General features: G+C 50.7%; 20 protein-coding genes. 5 read left to right on the forward strand and 15 right to left on the reverse strand.

What is annotated here, in order from left to right; translation table 11 throughout:
• Positions 1-21 precede the first annotated feature (21 nt).
• The 8 genes from SH678x_RS12425 to SH678x_RS12460 all read right to left on the reverse strand — a co-directional run bounded on the left by SH678x_RS12425 (position 22) and on the right by SH678x_RS12460 (position 9,643).
• Positions 22-1,344 carry a Gfo/Idh/MocA family protein gene (locus SH678x_RS12425; RefSeq protein ID WP_496918769.1) on the reverse strand — a complete coding sequence of 441 codons (1,323 nt, stop codon included), beginning with the start codon at positions 1,342-1,344 and terminating at the stop codon, positions 22-24.
• A gap of 49 nt (positions 1,345-1,393) precedes the next feature.
• A complete protein-coding gene (locus SH678x_RS12430; protein WP_496918770.1) occupies positions 1,394-3,598 on the reverse strand; it encodes a polysaccharide lyase 6 family protein in 2,205 nt (734 codons plus the stop codon).
• 113 nt (positions 3,599-3,711) lie between these two features.
• Positions 3,712-4,146, reverse strand: a complete 435-nt coding sequence (locus SH678x_RS12435) for a hypothetical protein (protein WP_496918771.1) — start codon at positions 4,144-4,146, stop codon at positions 3,712-3,714.
• Complete coding sequence (locus tag SH678x_RS12440; protein WP_496918772.1) at positions 4,143-4,478, reverse strand: hypothetical protein; 336 nt, start codon at positions 4,476-4,478, stop codon at positions 4,143-4,145. Before SH678x_RS12440 ends, SH678x_RS12435 begins: the two co-directional genes overlap by 4 nt.
• A gap of 197 nt (positions 4,479-4,675) precedes the next feature.
• The gene (locus tag SH678x_RS12445; RefSeq protein WP_496918773.1) at positions 4,676-5,740 is read right to left on the reverse strand and encodes a DUF1559 family PulG-like putative transporter; all 1,065 of its coding nucleotides are present in this window, start codon (positions 5,738-5,740) and stop codon (positions 4,676-4,678) included.
• Between the two features lie 92 nt (positions 5,741-5,832).
• A complete protein-coding gene (locus tag SH678x_RS12450) occupies positions 5,833-6,780 on the reverse strand; it encodes a PEP-CTERM sorting domain-containing protein (protein WP_496918774.1) in 948 nt (315 codons plus the stop codon).
• A 44-nt stretch (positions 6,781-6,824) separates the two neighbouring features.
• Complete coding sequence (locus SH678x_RS12455; RefSeq protein ID WP_496918775.1) at positions 6,825-8,219, reverse strand: hypothetical protein; 1,395 nt, start codon at positions 8,217-8,219, stop codon at positions 6,825-6,827.
• Between the two features lie 263 nt (positions 8,220-8,482).
• Complete coding sequence (locus tag SH678x_RS12460) at positions 8,483-9,643, reverse strand: XylR family transcriptional regulator (RefSeq protein WP_496918776.1); 1,161 nt, start codon at positions 9,641-9,643, stop codon at positions 8,483-8,485.
• 348 nt (positions 9,644-9,991) lie between these two features.
• Here SH678x_RS12460 and SH678x_RS12465 point away from each other — a divergent pair, with 348 nt between their 5' ends.
• The 5 genes from SH678x_RS12465 (at position 9,992) to SH678x_RS12485 (ending at position 16,279) form a co-directional block, all read left to right on the forward strand.
• Positions 9,992-12,817 carry a hypothetical protein gene (locus SH678x_RS12465; RefSeq protein ID WP_496918777.1) on the forward strand — a complete coding sequence of 942 codons (2,826 nt, stop codon included), beginning with the start codon at positions 9,992-9,994 and terminating at the stop codon, positions 12,815-12,817.
• Positions 12,814-13,665: a cupin domain-containing protein gene (locus tag SH678x_RS12470; protein WP_496918778.1), complete on the forward strand. Its 852-nt coding sequence runs from the start codon at positions 12,814-12,816 to the stop codon at positions 13,663-13,665. Before SH678x_RS12465 ends, SH678x_RS12470 begins: the two co-directional genes overlap by 4 nt.
• Entirely contained in the window at positions 13,596-14,984 is a 1,389-nt protein-coding gene (locus SH678x_RS12475) for a polysaccharide lyase 6 family protein (protein WP_496918779.1), read from the forward strand. Before SH678x_RS12470 ends, SH678x_RS12475 begins: the two co-directional genes overlap by 70 nt.
• Entirely contained in the window at positions 14,966-15,871 is a 906-nt protein-coding gene (locus SH678x_RS12480) for an alpha/beta hydrolase fold domain-containing protein (RefSeq protein WP_496918780.1), read from the forward strand. Before SH678x_RS12475 ends, SH678x_RS12480 begins: the two co-directional genes overlap by 19 nt.
• 207 nt (positions 15,872-16,078) lie before the next feature.
• Positions 16,079-16,279 (forward strand): hypothetical protein, encoded by a 201-nt coding sequence (locus SH678x_RS12485; RefSeq protein ID WP_496918781.1) that lies wholly within the window; start codon positions 16,079-16,081, stop codon positions 16,277-16,279.
• Positions 16,280-16,408: 129 nt separating this feature from the next.
• On the opposite strand, the gene SH678x_RS12490 is transcribed toward SH678x_RS12485, so the two are convergent.
• From SH678x_RS12490 to SH678x_RS12520, 7 genes are all read right to left on the reverse strand, one after another.
• Entirely contained in the window at positions 16,409-17,266 is an 858-nt protein-coding gene (locus tag SH678x_RS12490; protein ID WP_496918782.1) for a class I SAM-dependent methyltransferase, read from the reverse strand.
• 12 nt (positions 17,267-17,278) lie between these two features.
• Positions 17,279-18,244, reverse strand: a complete 966-nt coding sequence (locus SH678x_RS12495) for a polysaccharide deacetylase family protein (protein WP_496918783.1) — start codon at positions 18,242-18,244, stop codon at positions 17,279-17,281.
• A gap of 13 nt (positions 18,245-18,257) precedes the next feature.
• Positions 18,258-19,622 carry an NAD(P)/FAD-dependent oxidoreductase gene (locus SH678x_RS12500; protein WP_496918784.1) on the reverse strand — a complete coding sequence of 455 codons (1,365 nt, stop codon included), beginning with the start codon at positions 19,620-19,622 and terminating at the stop codon, positions 18,258-18,260.
• 2 nt (positions 19,623-19,624) lie between these two features.
• Positions 19,625-20,278: an acyltransferase gene (locus SH678x_RS12505; RefSeq protein WP_496918785.1), complete on the reverse strand. Its 654-nt coding sequence runs from the start codon at positions 20,276-20,278 to the stop codon at positions 19,625-19,627.
• A 34-nt stretch (positions 20,279-20,312) separates the two neighbouring features.
• A complete protein-coding gene (locus SH678x_RS12510) occupies positions 20,313-21,323 on the reverse strand; it encodes a Gfo/Idh/MocA family protein (protein ID WP_496918786.1) in 1,011 nt (336 codons plus the stop codon).
• Positions 21,320-22,486, reverse strand: coding sequence for a DegT/DnrJ/EryC1/StrS family aminotransferase (locus tag SH678x_RS12515; RefSeq protein WP_496918787.1), 1,167 nt, complete (start codon positions 22,484-22,486; stop codon positions 21,320-21,322). The genes SH678x_RS12510 and SH678x_RS12515 overlap by 4 nt, the downstream gene beginning before the upstream one ends.
• A 101-nt stretch (positions 22,487-22,587) precedes the next feature.
• Positions 22,588-23,430: a glycosyltransferase family 2 protein gene (locus tag SH678x_RS12520; RefSeq protein WP_496918788.1), complete on the reverse strand. Its 843-nt coding sequence runs from the start codon at positions 23,428-23,430 to the stop codon at positions 22,588-22,590.
• Positions 23,431-23,486 lie beyond the last annotated feature (56 nt).

Raw genomic sequence — 23,486 nt, forward strand, 5'->3', positions numbered from 1 at the left:
GGCAAAGACTAAGAGACAAAGTTAAACATTCCAGGTTGTGCGTGTGTCGCGATTGAGGAGCGCGTTCGCTTCGTTGTTGTCCACAAACTCTTCTTTGTTGGGATCCCATTTCAAGCTTGCTTTGAGCTTCATGGCGATGTTGCCCAAGTGACAGATGGTAGCGCTACGATGGCCAACCTCCACCGGTGCCGCCGGTTCCTGGCGAGATTTCACGCACTCGATAAAATTGCGTTGATGATCGTCGTTGCTGGGATAGACGTCTGGAATCTCCGTGCCAAACTTCTCGGCACGCAGCTTTTCGGGAATCGTGACGAAATTACGCCCCTGATTATCTATGCGAACCGAGCCATCGGTTCCTTCAAATTCACACCGCACGTCGGGTGAACCGGTCATACAATCAAGCACAACACCGTTGTCATAGGTGCAGCGGAAGTGCGTATAAGTCGCGGCATTAAACAAACTCCCTTCCGGAAGATAGTCAGCATAAACATGCTCGACTTTCACAGGACCGGAGTTGTCCATTCCCAAGCCCCATTGCGCCATATCCAAGGAATGTGCGCCAAAATTGGTGACTTGGCCGCCGGCATAATCATAGTTGAAGCGGAAACGATACAAGCAACGATCCGCGTGATACGGGGCGTCAGGTGCGGGACCTAACCAGAGCTTGTAATCAAAACCTTCCGGTACTGGCATCTCTTGCCAGCCTGGACCCGGTCCGATCATGTTGTGCCGCCCCACATTCGCAATAACACGCTTGACCTGGCCAATGCCGCCGCTTTGCACGAGCTCAACAAGCTTCTTGACATTGGGATTCGAGCGTTCGTGGCTGCCTGTTTGAAGAATTCGTTTGTGCTTACGCACGGCCGCGACCATGGCCTGTTGGTCACCGATCGTCAGCCCTAGCGGTTTTTCGCAGTAGATGTCCTTACCGGCTTCCGCAGCCATCACTGTCATGATGCTGTGCCAATGATCGGGCGCGGAAATCACGACCGCATCAATATCTGGTCGGCTGAGAATCTCACGAAAGTCGTTATAAGCTTCACAGCCTTTGTATGTGTCCGAGCCATTCTGCTTGGCATAGTGGGCTTCGACTTCCTGGCGTGCCGGATCACGGCCATAAATTTTTCCGGGCTCTTTGTAGCCCGCGCTGCCTTTATTCACATCGCAGACGGCCAGAACCTGGCACTCTGGAAACTTCAAGAAACGTTGCATCACAGGTAGGCCTTGATTGCCGACGCCGATGCATGCCAGCGTGATGCGATTGCTCGGCGAGTTGGCGCCAAATACACGAGATGGCACAAAGTACGGTACGGCGAGGGCGGCACCTGCCAAAGAGCTTTTCAAAACATCTCGTCGTGTGACAGATTTGTTATTCTGCGGATTATCCATTGTGTTACACCCTTTCCGTTTTCTCATGCGAACGAGTAGGCAAGCGGAAGCGATAGCCCCAGACGCTGCCGAAAAGTAGCAAAGCAATCGCGGTCGGTTCCGGCACACTGCGAACCACTGCCGTCAGTACGGCAGGCGGTGAGAACTCACGCTGCCAAATCATGAAATCCCGACCGTCGACGTCGCCGTCGCCATCGGCATCGCCTTGTGAAGACAAAAGCGATTGGCTACCGCCGTAATTGGTCTGCCAAATCAGTAGGTCGTTACCATCGACAAAGCCATCTTGGTTGAAATCTGCCGCCGAGTATTGAATTGCAAACAGGGCGTCCAACTCGGCCTCGGTTAACGACTGATCAAGATTCAAAACAAACGCATCAAAGTAGGCCGACTCTTCCCGCTTGCCGATACGAAACTCAAGGGGCACGCCGACATTCGATTGCGTGACGGTGAACAGACCGCCAACTTCCCAGCGATAAGTGCCGTCTTGAGTCAGTGTTTCCGAATTGTCGGGATCGACATTAAAACTATCGGGAACATACATGCTGTCGGAGCTGCCATTCAAGCCCTTAGCACGATAGTAAGCTCGATAGGTTCCAGCTTGCTCGAAAGTGACGTCATAAACAGCGAGGGCATCGTGGGGATTCCCTGGCACGTCGGTACGATTGCCCGAGGGCGCTCGCAAAGCTTCAGACCCTAACGCTTGAGCATCCGTCACCACGGTCCAACTCGATCCATTCCCGTTGGGATCAAGCAGCGCCGAATAGTCTTCAGCCTGAATTGCACAACCAGCAATCACGCAGCCTGCGCTGCCCCCTCCGCCAGGAGGATTGTCCAACCAAGTCGGACCGACATCGCCGCTTTGCAAAGGTTTACGCGAGATGGTCGCCGTGGAAAATTCATCCGCACCAATATCGAACACATTAATGCGGGCTTGGCCGTCCATGTCGACGGTCACAAAGTCGGAGTAGTCACCAACCGCAGCATCACGCGCGGGACTTATCGAACTCAACCGCCAAACATTGTTCGCATCAAGTTCCAATTGGGGATTAATGTTGGCAATACCGGCATCACCAGCTTTAGGTCCTAAGCTGCCGCCGAAGGCGATGTTTCCTTCCCAAGTCCAGTTGGCTCCCTCGTTCCCCTCGAAGATTGTTGGTCCGTCACTCCGGAATATGTTGTTGGCCACGGTGACATTCTCAGGCAGCAGCGTACGGCCACTGCTCCCCAAGCCGTCGTCGAAAGTGAGCATCACACCGGTCGTGTTGACCAAAGTATTGTGAGCTATGACAGCATCTTTCACTTGGTAATAGCCGCTCAACGGAGAGTTGGGCACGCCAGCCGATAGTGAAATCGCGCCACCGGCGCGATCGTCAACATTAGCAATGTAGTTGTTGACGATCGTCTGCCGCTCGCCGATGACGCGAATGGCTCCACTGTTGTTCCTGTCTTCGCCGAGAAAGAAATTGCCTTCGACCAGCGTGTCGTTACCATGCCGCAACGTCAAAGTTCCCTGGGAATCGCGGAACGTGTTGTATCGATAGGTGTTGTGTCCCGACTTGTTGGAAATGATCTCGATTTCCCCGTCCAGCCGTTCAAACAGGTTGTTTTCGACGACTGTAAAGGAGTCGGACAACGAGTCGGTACTCGTGCCGATACGAATCGTCTCGAAGCCATTCGGGTCGCTGGGATTCACGGGGACCGGGCGGTCTAAAAAGTGATTGGCGTCAACCAAGTGATGATCGGAAACTCCCTCATCGCGCCAAACTGTGAGTGTTACCCCCGAATGTGTTTGCCCCTCGAAGCGGTTGTGATCGACGCGGTTGTTTTGGCCATAGAGCGACACCCAGAAATAACGTGTGTCGACGCTGGCCGGGTTGTAGTCGATGATCGCTGAGTTCGTGAAACGTGAGTTGGTGGCTTCGCCGTTCACCCCGCGAAATTCAACGATATGATCATCTGCGGCCAATGCGCCCCCTTCAAACTTCAAGCCGTCGACCACCAGCCAATCGCCAGAAATCTGAATTTTGGAATTGCCATTGAGCACGACCCCTCCTGGCGTTTGCGGGCGAAGCGTGATCGGATTGGCTGAGCTTCCGAACCCGGCAAAACTAATCCGTTGGTTGGTCCAAGTACCATCGGCCATGACGAGCGTATCACCGGGTTGCACTGTGGTACGTAGAGCAGCAATTTGTGATGCATTAGAAACCATATATTCAGCCGCTCTGGCGTGGCTCTCACTAATTGCCACGAGTAACGCGATCACTGGCATAAAGCTTAGTAATCTCGTTACCATACTGTTCCTAATTAAATCCTTGACACGATTCATTGAACGAACGGTGCCCCGCCATCCCAAGTCAATTCGATCTTCAAATCGTCCGTAGGTTCTGTGATTTCATATTCCAACTCGGACGTGCGAAAGTCGGCGTACTTCTGAGGAGCATGCCACCTGACTTTACTAGGACCTAACACCTCAACCGCGGAGACTTGAGCACGATGTTTGCCGGGAACGACTCCATCGTCCCCATCGTAGCAAGTCAGAGTAAATCGTCCCTCGGAATCAATTTTGCTCGACGAAGGTCGCGCACCCTCTGGTACGAACTTAATGTTGCCCACGGTCAGCGGCTGGCCATCGATCAACACTTGCCCTGATACGGTCACTCGAACAGGCCTACCATCGCTGCAACCAGCAAAAACCATTACAGTGATATAACACGTAATCAATCGCCAGATACTGAACCATCGTTGTAGGGATGTCATCGAACCTTAGATTCCTTCACTTCTGGCGAGCCATGAGTTTTCACATCGGAAAAGTTTTGGTCTTCGTCACGATACTCACTGCCTTTCCATGTCAGATTGACGACCAAGTCATCACGCGACTCGAAAATTTCATGTTCGATACCTGACGACCTAAAGTCCGCATATTGACTAGGAACCAACCACTCCACTTCTCCCGAATTTTCGTCGATCACTCGAGAGGCGGTTACACACACTCGGTACTTTCCTGGCAAGACACCATCAGTCATTCGAGATGAATTCAAAGAAACTTCAGAAAGTGTAAAAGAGCCATCCTTCATAATTCGGCTGCTCACAACTCGACCATTCGTAGGAACAAATCGAACTGTACCCACACTTAACGGTTCACCATCGATCAATACCTTACCGGATACTGGATACCTCGGTGAGCGATCGCTGCATCCGCAAATAGGAAAAACTAAACAAAAACAACAAGCTGACATCCACAAGCGAAGAGCAAACATGTTTGAACACAAAAAATCTGTTAAGCCGATCAAAATCGATAGCAAGTTCCAGTAGGAGAGGTCTTGTCGTCTATTCGGTCCATAGTTAAGGGCTCTCCGGCTATAGTTGACATGTTTTGATAGGTATCTAAATCTATTGAATCTTGAACAAACTCCACATGGCCATCAACATAGACGAATTGAGCGCCCCCGGGATGGCGACTTGCGAAGGCTCCGTTCACGATATCTCCTTCGACATTAACTGTTTCCATCCATGGAGGAGTATTAAGGGCAACCGAAGTCGTCCTAAACCCATCGAGGTAGCGGAGAACGACTGCCCAAATGTTGTGCGAGTCGGCGACTGTTGGCAGGCCTTCATTCATGCGTCCTACGGATGTTTCAATAACTTCACCAACAGAAATCGTACTGCTAGTTCCGTCTTCGATCTGCTTGAGTTTTATTCTCGTGTGGTATAAATGAGGACCAGTATTGCGATGCTTGACCATGCAAGCATCAACAAGATTGTAGGTCACTCCACTACTCACTCCACGATGACCTGCAACAAATGCATAGGAGGCAGTAGCGGGTGCTGGATTGCCAAAGCCCGAAAACTCAACATAGAGCTCACTTCCCTCAGATGGGCAAATATACGCAGCAATGCTTGTCGCCATTGCCCGCGATCTTTCTGGGGTCCGCCAATCAGGCGTAGAGAATTGGGCCGCAGGCCATATACTTTGATTTTTATAGATGTCGAGTTGCTCAAATAGTGCTTGCAGTTCAATGTGTGGAAGCAATAGCACGAATCCACTCGCCCCCGACCGCTCTTCGGCAGTTCTCAAATTCCGAAAAGTATTTGCATTAGTTGAATCCGGTCCGAGCCGAGCCGTTACGAGATGCCCGTTCGTGCTTTCAAAATTCAAATCCGCTAAACCGATTTGTTTGAGATTATTGGAACACGACATGCGCCGTGCCGACTCCCGCGCGGCCTGGACCGCTGGTAGCAGCAAGGCGACCAAAACGCCGATAATCGCGATCACTACCAAGAGCTCGACCAGCGTAAAGCCGACGCGAGCACAACTCCGTTGATTTGTCGTGAATGCTGGATGGGCGTTCATAGTCCACTCCTAATAGCCAATAATCATTCAACTCGCCTCGACATTCCCTCGTGAGAATGCCGAGGCACTCATTCAAACAATTTCCCAAGTCTCTAATTGCAATTTCGTTGGCGACGAGCTAGTGCCAAGCCTGCTAGCCCCAAAAGAGCCAGACAACTTGGCTCGGGGATGGCAATAAATTCAATCGTGACGTTGGAAAAATCGATGCCGTTGTTCGCAACCCCCGGCGTCGAGGATGATCCGAAGATGTTGGAATTCGCCCAGAAGCCGAGCATCCCATAGCTCGTCGAATCAAATTCATCGATCACGGTATGGCTTGCCGCTCCCAATGTTCCTGTAATTGACATTTCCGTGGCACTTATTCGCGTCAGCGACACTGAACCTGTGTAAGTTGTGTTCGCAGCGAATTCATAAGCCCCATCAGGTCCCGTGGGTGAAATTTGAGTAAAACCCGATGTCGTCCCCATGAGGCGTCCTGAAGGGACAACCGTTCCCGTATCGTGAGTGCGAAATGACAAATCATCTGCTCCCGTACGCATGTCCATATCCATCATGTAGCCCGGCAAGCCAGCCGTACCCGGCCCACCTGCCCCCGTCCCCCAGCCGTAAACCGCATTAGGTGTACCAGAAGATGCTGTGATATCCGCATTCAATCCGGCACGTCCCAGCGTATCGAAAAGCCCCACGCGAAAAGCTCCTGTCGCATTACTGCCAATGGTTGCTGGTGTTGTGAACGTGTATGTCGCGATCAATTTGTCTCCGACGTTCGCTAGTGTCTGTGTAGGAAAGATGGCATGGATACCTCGGCCTGACGTGCCAGTCACCAATCCCATGGAACCGGGAGAAACTTCAATGCCGGCCGCTGCGGCTGAAGTCCACCAATTCGCATCGAGCGGATCGGCACCGTCATTACGTCCGCCATCGGCCCAACTGTCGTTCACGATAATTGCTGCGTTGGTATTGGCTCCCAGGATCAAGCACAAACTCAATCCCATCAGGCCCAGCACGCTGGGAACTTTTACCAGGGTTTGTATTCTCATTAGACTCACCTCCCAAAGAAAAGATTGCGGTTGGATGTATCCTCTTAGTTACGAGCCCCTGCGCCTCTTTTGACGAACAACGAAAGTCCTAACAGAGCGAGACATAGCGCACTTGGCTCGGGCACAGCCGAGACTGCGCTGAGAGCGCCACCGTTGTAAGCCGCCTGCCATAATGCCAAATCGCCAGGACTAAATGGGTTTGGCGAACTGCCCCGCTGCCAGGCCAAAAAATCGCGACCGTCGACGTCGCCGTCACCGTCGAAGTCGGCCGTGTTTTCTTCAGCATTACTGCCGAAGATCTCGACCATCACATTGTCGATCACAAAATCGAAATCAGCCGTATTCCGGAAGGCAATGTAGTCATAAGAGAACGCAGGGGGACCAAGCACGTCGAAACCGGTGTCAGTCGTCTTGATCTCATCGCGTAAGAATTCGACTTCATTGACGAGTGTAGCGACCTGGATCAAACCATCCTCTAACCGGATGATTTCCAGTGAAAGCGTGCTAGGGGACAGATCTGAACTGTGGATAATTCCACCAGTGCCGTCCGTGGTGGGCGTCGCCACTGTGCCAACGTCGCCACCCGTGCCCGGCGCACTGGAAACACCGGTCCCTTCCAGAATTCGACCGTTATTAGTGGTCCCGTTGATACCTGCGACGTTATATTCCCAATTGATACGGGCATTGCTTGCAAATGCATCGACACCCATTTCGAGTTGGGTATAGATCCCCTTGTCGCCTTCTGCCCCTGGCTGACTCGAAAACCAATTGCCATCATCCTTGCCCCACTCAACGGTGGCACCAGGGGGAGCACTCACAGTCCCACTACCATAGGGTGCGGTCATGCCTAATTCGTTATCAGTATCTTCGTAAATACCCCAACGGAGCGTGTCAAAAGCAGCAGGAAATTCGATGCGATTCGTCGATTCCCGCCAGTAACGAAAGTCAAACGAGACGACAACTTTGTCCCCAGCCACGGGCCCCAAATCAACGGATGAGGGAAAACGGCCGATAAACGAGCCACCGCCACCTCGCGGCTCGACGCTCAATGCCAATCCAGAATTGTGAATATCGGACTCCGTTTCAACGCCAGTGGCAACGTCGTCATTGATGATCTTGAGATTGGCCTTGGTAAGATTTGCGGCGGTATCGAAACTGCGAGTCCCCAGCCAGATGAGGCCGGTGTCGCTGGGGTCCGTGGCGGCTGTGACTTCCACGATTCCACGACTTGACAGTCCGGCATCCAAAGTCGCATCGTTCCAACTGCCACTGAGATTGATGTCGGTGTCATAAAAGTTAACGACACCATCGTTATTGCGATCAGCGTCACCAAAGCCATCGAAAAATTTCACGACGGCGTAGGTGGAGGGAACAAAGCAGGAATTAAGGACAACTATCCCCACCAAAGAAAGAATTGATTTGACCTGGGCCGCTGCCATGACATGTACCTTTCCAAAGAAATATCACTGCGGATGCAAAAGAGTACGGACAAGCTCAACGGGAGTTTTGCCTCAAACTCGCCGAGAAGGAACTAACAGAAAAGCTACAGAAGAGACCTGACTAAGTTGTAGGATGCCCCTAATTGAATTGGGGAACAATCCGATTACTCAGACACACACTCCGATTTTTCGACTTTCTCAGAGAATCGAGGTTGCCGGATGTACACTCGATTCCCTGATATATTTGAAATTTAGACAGTAAGTTACATTTGGTCACGAAACTTGTTTCGATAGTCCGAGGGGGTCATCTTTTCGTTCGCTCGGAACACGTCGCAAAAGTATTTGGACTCGCTAAAACCGGTGCGCGACGAGACTTTCCACACAGGTAAATCGGTTTCGCACAGCAGCAATTTGGCTCGGGCCAACCGCACGCGGGTGATTTCCGCCTTAATAGTTCGGCCCAAAATGCGCTTGATTCGTCTTTCGAGAGTCGTCGGTGACCGAGTCGCGAGATCGAGCACATCTTTGACTCGGATGCCTTCGACGGCTTTTTCCCGGATAAATCGTATCGCCGAAGTCACTTCATCATCTGCAACGGCAAGCACGTCGGTCGATTGTCGAGCAGCCACGCCACGTGGCGGGCCCAGCAAAACAGGCTCGGAACTAGCTTTTTTGCCCGTCATATATTCATGGAGCACCCGCGCCGCTTCAAAGCCAATCCGGCCGGGATTGACGTCGATGCTCGTCAGCGGCGGCGTGCAGAGATTGCATAAATGAGGATCATTATCGACCCCAATTACCGCCACGTCATCCGGAACATGCAAATCGGCTCGCCGGCAAGCATCGAGGACTTCGTGCCCGCGGCCATCGTGACATGTCATAATTCCAACCGGACGAGGTAGCTGTTTGAGCCATTTCACGATTTGTCGCTGCTGCTTGTCCCAATCGACGGCACGTCCCTTACGCGATTCACCTAAATAGATTTCGCATTCATAACCAGCCGAGCGAACGGCCTCGACAAAGTAATCGCAGCGGCGATCCTGATTCGGATTCTCACCACGCGGCGTGCCGCAGAAAGCGAAGTTTCGCAAACCGCAATCCTGGAGATGATTGAATGCCAATTGCGAAACAGGCCGATTGTCGACACCAATAAATGGCAATCCGAGGTCTTGAAACGCGCCCCGCAAATCGACCGTAGGTATCCCCGTTTGTAGGATCGCATTGGCCATCCGTTTGTCGTCGACGCGTGCCAAAATTCCATCACCCCGCCAAGTTTTCAGCCAAAAGGGCGGAGGATCATTCTGCCCGTGGGGTTCAAAGAAGATGGACCACGGACCATGTTCTTGATGATAGCGAGCGATGCCTCGTAACAAGCCTCGCGCATACTCGCGAGAAGTTTCCACCAATAGCGCAACGTGCAGCATGTTTCGCCTACTTGCACATGAACTCAAAAGAAAAGACGCGAGTTCAAATTTTCGGAATAGTGGTCGTCATTTTAAGCAGGGGACAGCTGACAAGGAATCCAAAAAATCCGCACGGTGTTCCAGATATTTGAAAAAAGTCTTTGTGGTTAAATTGAAAGCCCATCAGATGCTGCGTGTCGAAAAAGTGGTATCACGATCCATTCATTCTGGTTGCCACGACTTCATTTCCGGCACATTATGAAGTGTTCTTGGAATCAAAGTGAACAAGAATCTTGTCTGACTTTTCCTCAATCCGTGCGTCACTCGTTTCGGGAGACGTGTGTCACTCATCCGGTTTTTCGCTTGCTTATGGCTGGATCCACTCTCAAAACCTGGCTTCGGCTCACCGGCCAGGCACTTGCATGGCTGAGCTTGAGTGGAGCAATTTGCCACGCCGCTGAGAGTGCTTGGGTCAAAACGGGAACGACTGGGCGCCTGATCTATGTTCCCGATGCCCAGGGTGATCGAATTCTGGACTTTTCGGGGGTTGGCTATCGAGGGCAGGGCAGCCAACTCATTCCAACGTCGGTCACGAACGCCGTAACAATTGGCCCTACCGGAGGCGATGACACGGCCCATATTCAAGCGGCAATCAATCAGGTTTCGTCGTTACCACTGGGACCCGATGGCTTTCGCGGGTCTGTGCTGCTGCAACCCGGCACGTATGATATCGCCGATCAATTGGAGATACGCGCAAGTGGCGTGGTCTTGCGTGGCAGTGGGTCGGGCGTGGGAGGAACAGTGCTGCACGGGCGGAATCCGCTCACGGGAGGCACCGATCCTAATCAACGTCCATTGATTCAAGTCTACGGCAACGGCAGTCGCTCCGACGTTGGTTCGACGCGAAATATGATCGATAAGGTGGTGCCCGCCGGCGCAACAAGCTTCCGCGTCAATTCAACGTCCGGTTTTGCCGTCGGCGACAGCGTTCGCGTGGAGCGCCCGAGCACGACTGAATGGATCGAAGCCATCGGCATGGATAGTCCGCCGGATGGCGATCCCCCCTGGACTGCTGGTTCAATAAACTTGCGATATGACCGCGTTATTACTCGTATTGAAGGCAACCGCATCTTTTTGGATGAACCCCTGGCCAATTCGTTTGAGTTGGAATTTGGCGGCGGAACGATCCGCGAGTATAGCTGGGCGGGGGCCATTCAAAATGTGGGAATCGAAAACTTGCGGGGCGATAGCGACTACGACTCAGCCACGGATGAAGATCATGCTTGGGAATTTATCTCGATCGGCGACAGTCAAAATTCCAATCGCGCACAAAATGTCTGGGTCCGCGACGTCGAAGTTCAGCATTTTGGCGACTCCGCGGTGGTGGCCAATCCCGGCTCGAAATGGGTCACAGTCGACAATGTGACCAGCAGTGAACCCGTCAGTTTGATCACGGGCGAGAGACGCTACACGTTTGATTTAAGTGGCGATCTCGGGTTTGTGACAAACAGCCACGCCGACGAAGGTCGCCATGACTTTGTCAATAACAGCACGCGTCCCTCGGGACCGAACGTCTTTCATTCTTCGACAGCGACAAATGCGAACAACGATAGTGGTCCCCATCAACGCTGGGCCTCGGGTACCCTGTTCGACAATATCACTGTCGAGGGGGATGCCATCAATGTCCGCAATCGCGGCAGCTTAGGCACCTCTCACGGTTGGACCGGTTCCAACATGGTGATTTGGAATTCCACGGCCGACAGTTTCCGCGTGCAAAATCCGCCGACGTCTCAAAACTGGTTGATTGGTTCTCAAGGCACAATTGTCGAAGACACCCAATTCGGGCCACAACCGCCTGGCTACTACGATCAGTCTGGTCCCAGTGCAACGCCAGTCACCGTTGGAGGAACGACCAGTCTTTACGAAGCCCAATTGAACGATGCGCGTGTCATTCAAGAATTTCGCGATCAAGGAGCGACGGGTAACTGGTCAGACCCCGCATTTTGGCAACAGCAAGTTGCGCCCATGGATTCGTACTCGGTATCGGTGCGCGACTATTTGGTCGGCGACATCGACGATTTCACATACGATGGTGCCTCGAGCGTTGACAATGTTCCCATCGACCCCAGTTGGCAATCAGCAATTGCCGGTTCCTCGGCGCTGCCAATCACGAAGCTCGATGACACTTCCGGTAACGAGAATGTGGCTTTCACAATACAGCACACCTTAGACCCAGGCGAACAGGTTATTCATGGTTCATTGGCCCTCGCGATGAAACGCTCGGGAGACGCGGCCAGCAGTGATTTTATCCGGTTATTCAATATGAACCCCGAGAATCGCTTCGACTTTACGGCACTGGGTTGGGATACAGAACTCGCCGGTACGGAAAAGTTTGTAGGAGTGCTTGATCTGGGTGGTAGTCTCGAGAATCTCCAAGCAGGAAGCATCAATGTGCAGATCAACGACGATACGGCATTAGACTGGGCCCTGTATGCCGCCACAGTTGCTACTCCCCGGAACGATAGTTCTTCAACGGCCGTGTTCCTCGATCAAGGCGGTACAGTCACCCTCGACTCTTCTGCGCCATCGATTGGCCAACTCACGCTTGGTGGCACAGGCTCAGGTAACTTGCAGCTCGCGTCTACGGCAACACTCGACATCGCCGAAAACTTCAATCAGTCGGCGGGGGGCACTCTAGCCATTGAACTCGATGAAGTCTTGTCTGCCAGCCTTTCCGTCGGCGGTACAGCAAGCCTTGCGGGCACACTACAGATTTCCTTAGACATAGACTATATACCTGATGTGGGGGATGCATTTGAATTGATTTCCGCTGCGGACATAGTGGACACGTTCGATGATGTTGAACTTCCAGAAATTGAAGCGGGTCTTGCTTGGCATCTTGATTATGGAGCAACCAGCGTCGATTTAGTCGTTCTCTACGCAGCCGATTTCGATCATAACGGCACGGTCAATTCGCTTGACCTGTCCGTGTGGCAGGAAGCCTACAGAGCGAGCTCCTTAGGTGACGCGGACGGGGACGGCGATACCGACGGCCGTGATTTCTTGATCTGGCAACGCCAATTTGGGAACTCCGTCCCTTTGAGTCTGGGTGCACAGACTATTCCCGAGCCTAGTACATTCTTAATATTCGTCGCTGCATTGATGGCAACTCCACTAACACGTGTAGGAAGGTGATCATCGTGATTAGTTACTTTTTGCGACGAATACCGTCTTATTGCTTAGTAATAGCTGTCCTCTTGTCACAGACAACGCTGCGTAGCACGGAAATCCGCCAGCAAGAATTTGATATGCGTGCGCCCAAAGCGGGTGAATTCCGTGAAGAAGCTCTTCTGGAAAAGGAGATCCCCGAGGTTACCTCCGATCACGTGGCCCTCGCGGGACCTATCAGCCATTCTGAACAGACTGCTGATGATCAAGCAACGATTCTTCTTTTTATCGAAGGCCATGGAACCCTTAGTTTTCTTGGTAACGAGTACCAGATTAAGACTGAAACAATTGCTTTGCCAATTTCGAAAGGTCAAGTAAAGATCGATGTTCCCTCGGGTGAAGTACTGCACTATGTGCGCATTCTGAAAGATCTGTCGGAGGAAGATTTCGCCGACATCAAGAATCTCACTGCGCGTGCGGATCGCGACATTTATTTCACCACGTTCGAGGCGTGCGAGCCCTACCACGAAGCAATTAAAAGTCCCAAGACAATCAGCCGCACGGTTTTGCCCAATCAATACATACCGCGTGTTGCTATGGGAACTGTTCAAACGACCGGTCCAGATGAAGTCGGTGCCCACCGTCATCCGATGCTCGACCAAATGTTTTTGGGATTGGCAGAAAATGATGTCGTTGTCACTGCGGACGAAACTCATGCGCGTTTCAAGCAATATTCCTTGCTGCACATTCCTTTGGGATCGCTGCATGGCGTCAAAGCCGAGCCCAGTACAAAAATGTACTACATGTGGATGGATTTCTTTCTCACCAAAGAGGGCGAAGAGTGGCTGAAAACACACAAGCCAGTCACCGAGTAAGGAATTTGAGCGTGCGAATTTCTGCCTTTAGGTTCAAAGTTGTCATACTTAGCACAGTGGCATTCTTCGCTCTGCTAGATTCAATCCAAGCAAGAGAGATAGCCGCAGGAAATGCCGATGCCTTGTCTGCTGCCCTGGAAGCTGCACAACCTGGTGATGTTGTTGTGCTGGCTGATGGGGAGTACCGTGATCAGAAAATCGTTATAAGCGGCCAAGGAACGGACGAAGCACCGATTACCGTCAGGGCGGCCACCCCGGGAAAGGTCATCGTCACGGGCAAAAGCATTTTCCGGATCGGAGGTGAATACCTTGTTGTCGACGGACTCGTATTCAGCGAGCCAGATCAAACCGTTAGCGACGTCGTGCAATTTCGCGTCGACTCGGATGAGCTCGCCCATCATTGCCGGCTGACGAATAGTGCCATGTTGTCGACGCAGTCCGACAATTCTGCAAGCGAAAGCCGTTGGCTAGGCTTATATGGTTCCGAGAATCGCGTAGATCACTGCAGCTTCGCAGGGAAATCGAATAAGGGCACGACGTGCGTTGTCTGGCTGAGTGACGGCAGTCATGGAAAGCACCAGATCGATCACAACTATTTCGGGCATCGCGAGAATCTCGGCCAAAATGGTGGCGAAACCATCCGTGTCGGCGATAGCAAGACGTCTATGCTTGAGGCCAAGTGTGTTGTTGAAAACAATCTTTTTGAAAAATGCAACGGTGAGGCCGAGTGTATTTCCAACAAATCATGCGGCAACATTTACCGCAGCAATACTTTTTTAGAAGTGAGCGGCGCACTTACACTGCGTCATGGAAACGGCTGTCTTGTTGAAAGCAATGTCTTTCTTGGCAATAGGGCCCGTGGAACGGGTGGCGTTCGCATTATCGGTGAAGACCATGTCGTACGCGGGAATTATATGGAAAATCTCACCGGCGACGATGGTCGATCGGCCCTATCGATGATGATGGGAATTCCAAATTCTCCCGCTCATCGCTATGCGCAAGTCAAACGGGCACTGATAGAAAATAACTCCCTCGTCGATTGCAAAAACTCGGTACTTATCGGACTCGGCGATGATAAAAAAGCGACGCTTGCGCCCATCGACTGCACGGTGCGAGGAAACAACATCAGTTCGCCGAAACGCCAGCTCGTAGAGGCACGCTGTGATTTGTCTGGCATCACCTGGCAAGACAATCACTTTGTCGGCAAGAGTCTCGGTATTGATCCAGTGGAAGGTATAGCAACGATTAACGCCAAGCCAATTCCTCTCCCTCCCATCGAACGAAGTTTGGTTGGTCCCAAATGGCAATCAAAGAACTGAGCTTACTATTCGCACTGTTGACAACTTTCTTATCAACGGAAGCCAACTCGCAAGAAGTTGCACGCCCTCCCTTGCCACCAGGCGTGCGCGCATTTCTTGATGTTCCCTATGTGACTAATGGGCATGAAAGGCAAAAACTCGATCTCTATTTGCCCGAGAAACCCGACAACTCAAAACGACCAGTGGTGGTTCGTATCCATGGCGGAGCCTGGCGGCATGGTGATAAAAGTGGGCAGCAATCTGCAGCTAATTACGTCAAGCAAGGCTATATCGGCGTGGCAATCAACTATCGCTTCAGCCAACATGCTCCTTTTCCAGCTCAGATTGAAGACTGCAAAGCTGCCATACGCTGGCTTAAGGCACATTCTCAGAAATACGGCATTGATACAAATCGTATAATGGTGATGGGTGGTTCGGCTGGAGGCCATTTGGCAGCACTCTTAGGCACCACGGGAGACTCTCAAGTTTTTGACGTTGGTGAACATCTAGACCAGTCAAGCGACGTTTGTGCAGTCATCGATCAATACGGCCCAACCGACCTGCTGCTGGCAGCAGATACTCCAGGATATAGAAACAAGGTGTCGGCAGTGACTCAGTTACTCGGTGGTTCCCTTACGAATAATCGTAAGCTTGCTATCCAAGCGAACCCGATCACTTATGTGTCTGCCAACGATCCACCTTTTCTCATTCTCCACGGCGACGCCGACCCACTTGTGCCCCTCAACCAGAGTGCTGCACTCCACGAAGCTCTTGAAGGAGTGCATGTTTCGTCAGTATTTCACGTGGTGAAAGGCGGTGCTCACGGCGGCGAAGCCTTTAAAGATCGTAAATGCAAACATCTAGTAAAAGGGTTTATACAAGAACATCTCAATATGAGTACAGAATAATCAACTACCCAACGAACGCCCTTGTTGATATGCCAGAAATTAGTGGCCTATGGCCAGGATACGCTTTAGGACGCTGTGCAGGAAATTCTTTACCTCGAGGTGGATTGTTAAAACCGAACTTGCCACTTGCAAAACTACCGTACGGCATCACTGGCTAATCTGGCCGCGCTTGACCAAGCTAAACGCGGATCAAAACTGGCACAAGAGATGGCCGATGCTGAAGGAATGTGGTTGGGCCGTGCCGATTCTGATTTACTGACTGCAAACCTGCGGGAAATTGCCGCTTTTGACGCTGAACTTTTGGCGATCGATGCCGCGGCCGAATACTTCATGGCGAAGGCATTGCTAAATGATGCAAAGGGAAATGAGTTGAACTTTCAGTCCACTTTTCTGGGAATTCCCGATTAATTCCATTTATCAGGAGCCAATTAGTTGAATAGCATGAAAGAACTGAAATTAAGTTTTCTATCCTTTTCATTAACAATTCTATATTGTTGTTCCAGCGATCCGTATGATTCATTCAAATAAAAAGTAGAACTATTTTATGTTCCTCCTTGCGATCACATAAATGAGATCATCGCCAAAGTATGGAATTTGTAAATTACTAGGAAGCCAAGCCAATGCCGTTGATAACAATGTCCCATATTTGTGCCGTAGTAGCGATTTTGCATGTCCGACTTGAATCCAACGTTGCGGCCTTCCTGATTCCACGATTGTAAATCCGTGTTCACTAATCAATTGAGTCAGGCGTGCGCGAGTAAACCAGTGCAGAACACTCGGTGGACTATATTCATGCCAACGACGGCCCAATAATCTTGCAGTCCAGCTACTGCGATCCCACGTCTCGATCAACAACAGCCCACCAGGAATCAATAGTTCAGCCGCTTTTACAATTGCCTGCTTCGCATTCACAACGTGTGATATCACCTGAATCATCGAAACGGCATCAAATTGGCGTTCAGTAACGAAAGACTCAAACGAGCTACAGATCGAATGAATGCCCAGTGATTCTTGCGCATATTTTACAAGCCGCTGATTGGGCTCGACCCCGAGACCTGCCCATCCTTTATTGGCCATCCCCTTCAGTAAGAATCCAGCCGCCGAGCCCACGTCAACTACGGAACCAACATTGATGTGCTTTGCCAGGATTGTCCCGTAATACTCACCGCGTGCTATTAAAAGTCTACTCTCATCAAGATAGTTTTCGTATCCAGCCCCATCGCCAAAAAAATAGTCATCATCGTATGTTTCTAGGATATGACTATCAATATTCTCTGGGATGGCAAATTGATGGTTGCAACTTTGGCAATCATTAATGGGCAGAGCAAAGCAGTCATAGCGCACTTCCGCTAAACTTTCACAAAGTGGACACACTGCGTTGGAGTATGATGTCACAATAGCACTTGCTCACTTGGTTAATGCAGAGACACCGTTCTCTATTTCAGGGAGACACTTTTCTTGAGCCACTACACGGTATTTTTCGGCGTGCCTGCTCATGGTAACTGCATGGAAGTTTTTCTGCAGCATGTCAACAATTCTTTGCACAATATCGATTTTCCATGCAGACGTGCGATTCATCACTGGAAAAAATGAGAGATCACGATCATCGTCAGAACCCAAGAAATCGAGCGGGTGCAGCAACAGCGATGGCTCGACCCGGAACAATCGGCAGAGCCCAAGAGCCATTCGCCAGTACGTCATCGCCATGAAAGACGAATAGTTGGCGAGATATAAAATATAGCTGGCATGAATCGGGACTTTGAATATAGGCATCGTCGTGACGGGAATTTCTACGATCGGCCCCGAAGCAGTTGACCAAATGTACGGTTTGAGTGGCATAAAACCGTCGCGCATTTTTCCGAAGAGCTGTTTACGTTCTTCCTTCTGTTCATGCGAAAGTTTGGCCGTGCAGAAGTAATACAACCGTGCCAAAGGACCAAGAAATGTCGGAAAAGTGGAACAATCGTATTGATATCCACGTTTTGCAAGTTCCTCGAGAACCTGGGGAGACTGGCTAAATCCTGGGCCTCGAAAGCCTCGTGGCATAACACCCGTCGCGTCGAAAATCGCTTCTTCCGCTCGGCCGATTTCCGCGGAAATTTCCTCAGATGTGTAAAGGTGCAGCCACGGCTCATGATGGAACGAGTGATTTCCGATTTCGTGTCCCGCGTCAGCAATGCTTTTTAAGACAGGCTGGCTAGCTGACTGATCTGCATCTTGACCAACTATAAAGAACGTAATTGTTAAATCTCGTTCCTGAAGAAACTTCAAAACCCGCGGCACAACAACTTCCAAGTAGCTGGGAAAACTCTCCCAGCCTGGATCACCGTGGGTCTTCAGATAAGACCATTTGTTGTCGAGATCAAGCGACACGCTTGCCAATCGTTTAGGCATGAGTGGCTACTGCAACGGGTTCATTTTGGTGGGCAAGTGTCGGCTGCAAAAAGTCATGAAATGCATTCTCAGCGATCTCGATGACTTCGTTGACATTAAGTGTTCCCTTAACGATCTGTGCCGAATTGACCGCAAAGACGTTCTCTAGCGAAGTCTTGATCGGAGGGACTTGTGTCGAATAATTCAATGTCGGCAACGCCATGACCTGACGAACCCGAGATAGGCGAAATGCTCTTACGTCTTGTGGGGAAAAATGAGCGTACATTTTCTCAAGTGCGGCCAGGAACTGCTCCTGAATATCCTCATCAGATCTCTGCCAAATAGGATCATCTTGACTCGCGTAGCGCGGCAAATAAATAAGATGCTGCCCACCAAATTCGGTTGGGTCAACCAGTGCAGTCATCTCGATGACAGCCGTAAATGGCAAGCCACTATCAACAATGTTGGTCACATAGTAGTTCGCCAACGACTTTTGCAAGACTACGGAAGCACAAACGATTCCTAAGTATTCGATTTGTTCGTGGCATGCATGTTCGGCAGAAGATAACTGCGGGCACAATTTGCTGACAACCGACGAAGGAGCGGTGAGCACAACTTTGTCGAACTGTGCTTGAGTACCGTCGACTAGTTCGACCTGTACTTCGTCAGACGCCGAAGTGATACGGTTGACTCTTGCGGAGCAACAAATTTTGACACCTAACTCTGCCAGTAAACTTACGTAATGTTCTAGGATTCGAGCGTAACCACCAGGCAGGTAACCGAACATTTCTTTTTTAAGTCCGGTTTGACGCGCTCGGTACATGCGTGAGATCGTGGCCCAGATAAACGCGGCAGAGACTTTTTTGTAAGTGTTCCCTAATTTCGCTTGTAGCAGGGGGAGCCACATCTTGCGAAATGTTGATTGCCCCGACCAACATTTGAGCCAATCAGCAACAAGAACATTTTCCAGCTTACGCCAATTGCGAATACGCGAAGCGAAAAAAATTGTGAAGCCTAAACGCAGTTTTTCCCAATAATTGAGAGGAGGAAACCTAAGGAACTCCCAACTATTAGACATTGAATAGAGCTTTCCCTTGGCGTAGAAACCAGTTTTGGTTTCTACCCATCGCATGTCCTTTTCAAGCGCAAGTTCGGTGAGCATCTGCCGCGTGAAGGAGTCAGAAAGCAATGTGACATGATAGTGTCGATCCCAAACAATGCTTCCAAGATTCCACGCACTCGCTAAGCCACCAACATCGTCGGCACTTTCAAGAAGCGTGACTTCCTGTCCCGCTTCGGCAAGCCTGCGAGCAAGCGTGAGGCCCATGAAGCCCGCTCCGACGATGCACCAATGCTGGCGGTTCGCTGCGACACTCACACTTAATGCCTCTGCTTAGCCACAGAGTTTATCTCCAGTTGTTCCGTGACAATACCGTGGGTAATTGAATAACTGCGTTCGCACCGCTGACAGGCTATTGTGCCGAGACTAACTAACTCTCCTGCTGACCACTTTTCCAGGGGTTGGCCGCAGCGACAGACACATCCTACTGACCTCGCAGGATTTCCGAGAACCAAATGAAAGTCTTCCACCGTATGGGGGACAACACTTCCCATGCCTATCATCGCAAATCGGCCAATGCGCAATCCACTGCCAATCACACAGCGGGCACCAATTGTCGCACCTTCGTTGACAAGTGTTTCGTACGTACTATCGTCAGGGTCAGAAGACAATAATTCAGTAAGATCGGGTGTACACGCACGAGGAAAACGGTCATTTGTGAAAATCGTTCCCGCGCTGATCATCACGCCGTCTTCGATCTTGACGCCATAACAGATGTAAACAAAGGCATTGATCTTCACCCGATTAGCGATCTGTACATCGTAGGCGATGTAACTTTTTTCCCCAACGATACACTCGCTCCCGAGATGAGCACCGTGCCGAATATGCACGTTGTCCCAAACCGAAGTCCCCGGCCCGAGAACCACTCCGTCCTCAATTATTGCTGTGGGATGAATGCGGATAGTGTCGTTCATAGCTCTAATGCATTCATTTTCGAAGGCTGACGGGTTACGCAACCGAGGCAGCTGTTGCAATTGGCTCCCAAGCGCCTTTAGCCATTGAACGATAGGCCGCTTCAATGACTTGCACTGAAGCCAGGGCATCGTCCTGGGTCACCATCAACGTATCAGTGCCTCGTATCGCATCGCCAAAATTGTCAAGCTGCCGCGTAAATGCACCTACTTTGCTGTAACCGTTGCCAAACACAGTCCATTCAGAATCACTGGCTCGTCGGTATTTTGACTCTTTCCAGCCTACAAGCAATGTGCCAGCGCTACCGTAAATGGAAAGATAATAGGGTTGTTCTTTGCTCACGCTCCAAGAGAGATCGATGCTTGCTAATACATCTGACTTGCTGCGAACGAAAAGCTTTACAGTATCTTCGACGGGCAAGTTTTGAATTCGATGCCCCTCGATCACCTGCACTTCAGCGAGTTCGCCTAGAAAGTAACGGGTAATATCGAGGGAATGCGTGCCGTTGTCGATCAACACTCCTCCGCCTGAAATCGTTGGATTGGAATTCCAGCGCTGCGACATATCCACGCGGCCAGTAAAAACATTATCAAAAAGCACAAGCTGACCAATGACCCCTGATTCGATAATGGCTTTCGCTCGTGCGACGTCAGCCACATAGCGAAACTTGGACGCCATGGTAAAAACTCGATTGGCCTGCCGCGACGCATTGATCATATGGCGCGCCGATTCGGTGTCGATCGATAGAGGTTTCTCGCATAAAACATGCAATCCATGATCAATCAACCCACAACAGACGTCACGATGAGTGACAGGAGGCGTAGCAACGAGCGCTGCATCCAGTTCCATTTCCGCCATCATCTGCTCTGCAGATGTGAATGCTGCGCACGAACTCGTCTCAGCTAATGCTTGAGCAGCTTCAATTCGAATATCGGCAATAGCACGCAACGTAAAATGCTTCGATTGCGAGCACGCTTCTACATAGGATTGAGCTATCGCGCCCGCGCCTACGATCCCCAGTCTAAGTCGAGGTGAATTTTCCATCATAGATCTCCGCTTAGTTCTTCGGCGACTTGACGGATCGATTCGACAACATACTGCACGTGCTGTGAAGTATAACGCTCGTTTAATGGCAGCACGAGAATTGTTGCTAATGCTTCATAAGTGCCTGAAAACTTGTCTTTCGAATAATCTACTGCTTCTGACCGCGCTAAATTAAACGGAAAGCGGCTATCTCCAAAAGTACGTTGATCGCGGATGACTTCGCACTCGAAAGCTGGTTTTTGAATATACCGGGGTGCACAGAAAATATTGCGACTTTTCAGTCGACTCGCGAGTTCATCCAAGCCCCCAGCAAATTTCGACGAATCAACCCGCAAGCAATATTTCCAATAGGTGTGCCGGGATTCAGGCGTCACGACGGGAACTTCAATTCCTTCTAGGCCAGCTAGACCCTCGCCGATCTGTCGTGCGATTTCCACACGCCGCGCTACGAAACCATCCAATTTTTTCAATTGGGCGAGAGCTACAGCTCCTGTTAGCTCATTCATTCGGCAATTCAACGCCAGAAAATAGTGGTCAGGATTCGGGTCGCCATAGCCCCAGGCTTTGTTGATGAATAAATTCATACGTCGTGCTAAGCCAGCATCACTGGTTGTAACGATCCCACCCTCACCGGTGGTGATATGTTTACCTTGTTGCAAGCTGAAGCAGCCAATGTCACCCAAGGTACCAATCTTTTTGCCTTGGTAAGTTGCTCCGAAAGCTTGTGCACAGTCCTCGATGACCGGGATGCCTGTCTCGCGAGCAAGTGTTAAAATGCCGTCCATCTCGGCGGGATTACCAAACAAATGCGTGACGACAATAGCCTTTGTCCGCTCGCTCAGCACAGAAGCAACCGATTCCGCAGTGATGTTGTAGGTCAGCGGATCGACATCAGCAAATACTGGGATTGCTGCCTGATAGAGAATTGGCGTGATGGCTCCCATATCGGTAATGGAAGTCGTGACGATCTCATCCCCAGGTTCAGGATCAATCGCCGCAATCGCACAATGAACGGCCGCACTGCCGGATGCACACGCATAGCCGTAATGAGTACCAAGACGTTCAGCAAACTCGCGTTCAAATTGCTTGACGAGATTGCCCTTAGTGCTGTTGAGCGTACCACTCTCAATGGCGATGCCCAACTGAACCATTTCATCATCACCCAAATCACGGCCTGTGGCATCTTGATCCGAGGGAAGTTGAATCTTGGGTAAAGGATTGGCAGAAAGCTTCATAGGTGTCCTTCAAAAGATACGAAACAGCAGACTTAGGATATTTCAGATTGTGGGCGAGCAACCGCCTGAGGAACATTGGCCGACATAAGCAAGCGGGAACGTCCAATTCGGGCCATCAAAAGCAGATGGCCCAGCATCGCCCGAACAAGCTTCATCTTGGATTTGCCAATTAACCTAGGACGTAAGATGGCTGGATATTCAACAATTTTTAGCCCGGCAAGATCTGCTTGCCAGAGGAATTCCGCCACACCAACAAACCGTGAGTCCTGGGTGGTAATACTCTTGCAGCGTTCCCGACGGTAAACACGAAAGCAAGACGTATAGCAGTAAAGCTTCTGCTTCATGACCAGACGATACATCTGTGAAGCACATTTCGATAAAGCGATTCGCCAGGCCGAAACATTTTCAACACGACCGCGAGGATGATAAGGTGATGCTACGATAATATCAACATTGTTTGCATACTGTTTCAACATCGGTAGCAACAGTGCAAGGTCGTACGATCCGTCCGAGTCAATTGATACAACACAATCGCCCGTGGAATGAAGCAGCCCAGTGGCTATCGCACTCGCAATGCCCTGGTTTTGTTGATGACTGAGTACGATGCAATCGGGGCGTGAGCCGACAAGTTGTTGAAGTTCCTCAGCTGTACCATCACTGCTGCCATCGTCAACAAAAACGTATTCCAACTCGGCATCCAATCCATTGGCCTGTTGAAAGGCATTAAGTCTATCTAGCAGACCTTTCAAGCCGTGGAGCTCATTGTACAAAGGCACAACAACTGAGATGCGATTGATCTCGATTGCGCAGGGATGATCTCCAGTTGTGAAATCACTGGTCTTTGCCGAAGCAGCTTGATCGATCGTTAATTGCATATGGCCCGACAAGAAGCTAAACCGAATAAAACATCATTACTTTTTTAGAGCATCAC

This window comes from Bythopirellula superficialaquae (assembly GCF_059632245.1).